The sequence below is a fragment of the Paenibacillus alba genome, assembly GCF_013204855.1.
GTDB classification, from domain to species: Bacteria; Bacillota; Bacilli; order Paenibacillales; family NBRC-103111; genus Paenibacillus_E; species Paenibacillus_E alba.
Genome location: NZ_JABMKZ010000093.1, coordinates 1 through 1404 on the forward strand (window position 1 = coordinate 1; position 1404 = coordinate 1404).

A 1404-nucleotide genomic window follows, 5' to 3' on the forward strand; every position below is an offset into this window, starting at 1 on the left:
CCAGTATGTAAGACCCCTTGTAGACGACGAGGTTGATAGGTTCGAGGTGGAAGTGCGGCAACGTATGCAGCTGACGAATACTAATCGGTCGAGGGCTTAACCTAAGTACCCAAGCAAGTGAAGATATGTTTTATAGCTATCCGAGTACTTGATTGGGACAAAAATCCTAAGAAACTCTAACTTTACGCACGTTTCGTATCTAGTTTTCAGGGAATACTATTTCCTGTTATGTGTATTATAGCTTGGAGAGATACCCAAGTGGCTATAAGGGGACCCTCTGCTAAGGGGTTAGACTGCGTAAGTGGTGCGAGGGTTCGAATCCCTCTCTCTCCGCCAGTTTCCAACTATATACACCTTTTATGTGGCGGCGTAGCTCAGCTGGCTAGAGCGTACGGTTCATACCCGTAAGGTCGGGGGTTCGAGCCCCTCTGCCGCTACCATAAAACCAATCCAGTCGGAGGCTTAGCTCAGCTGGGAGAGCATCTGCCTTACAAGCAGAGGGTCGGCGGTTCGATCCCGTCAGCCTCCACCATTTTCTTTATACGCCGTTGTAGCTCAACTGGTAGAGCAACTGACTTGTAATCAGTAGGTTGGGGGTTCAAGTCCTCTCGACGGCACCATTTTACTCCAAAGTAAAGTGTAAGCTTTAAGAATTGTTTAATGCGGAGCTGTGGTGTAGTGGCCTAACATGCCTGCCTGTCACGCAGGAGACCGCGGGTTCGAATCCCGTCAGCTCCGCCATTTTTTACAAGTTGGACAAGCTTGAAATGAAATACATAAGGCTTTGTAGCTCAGTCGGTAGAGCAGAGGACTGAAAATCCTCGTGTCGGCGGTTCGATTCCGTCCAAAGCCATTGAGATGGTTGTGCTGCATCACGCAGTACAGGTATCTCGTATCTGGAGGCTTAGTGAAGTGGCTAAACACGGCAGACTGTAAATCTGCTCTCTCCGAGTTCGGTGGTTCGAATCCATCAGCCTCCATTTTTCCTTGAGTCATTAGCTCAGTTGGTAGAGCACCTGACTTTTAATCAGGGTGTCGTAGGTTCGAATCCTACATGACTCACTTTTATAAGCAAACACCGAGGACCAGTTGAAGGTCTTTTTTTGTTTTATAGGTAAAAACGCCTTATAGGCTCTTCTCTTGTTTCGTGTTTAGGCGTTGCCCGACCCATTCTAGCCAAAACCTGCAAAAGTGCAGGCTTTTTCAACAAACTCACACGAAAAGCGGAAAAGCCTGCGATTATGCAGGAATTTCGAGCTTTTTCTTCCTAAAATCAGAAATAAGCCAATAGCTTTGCATTGAAGCTTACATGTGCGAACTAGGCCCCATCCCTATCTCGAAGCAAATAGATCCAGAACCTAAAAGAGGTTGAATTGGATACTTTGCCTTGACTTCGATTATTAA

8 tRNA genes and 1 rRNA gene are annotated in these 1404 nt (G+C 46.7%); all 9 read left to right on the top strand.

Features of this window, described 5'->3' with window-relative positions:
* Window positions 1-104, top strand: a 23S ribosomal RNA gene (locus HQN90_RS37990); the annotation flags it as partial.
* 140 nt (window positions 105-244) lie between these two features.
* Window positions 245-336, top strand: a tRNA-Ser gene (locus HQN90_RS37995).
* 27 nt (window positions 337-363) lie between these two features.
* Window positions 364-440 (top strand) — tRNA-Met (locus tag HQN90_RS38000).
* A 16-nt stretch (window positions 441-456) separates the two neighbouring features.
* A tRNA-Val gene (locus tag HQN90_RS38005) sits at window positions 457-532 on the top strand.
* A gap of 12 nt (window positions 533-544) precedes the next feature.
* Window positions 545-620 (top strand) — tRNA-Thr (locus HQN90_RS38010).
* A 44-nt stretch (window positions 621-664) separates the two neighbouring features.
* Window positions 665-741, top strand: a tRNA-Asp gene (locus tag HQN90_RS38015).
* A 39-nt stretch (window positions 742-780) separates the two neighbouring features.
* Window positions 781-853: transfer RNA gene (locus tag HQN90_RS38020), tRNA-Phe, on the top strand.
* Between the two features lie 45 nt (window positions 854-898).
* Window positions 899-980: transfer RNA gene (locus HQN90_RS38025), tRNA-Tyr, on the top strand.
* Between the two features lie 9 nt (window positions 981-989).
* Window positions 990-1062: transfer RNA gene (locus HQN90_RS38030), tRNA-Lys, on the top strand.
* The last annotated feature ends 342 nt before the right edge of the window (window positions 1063-1404 follow it).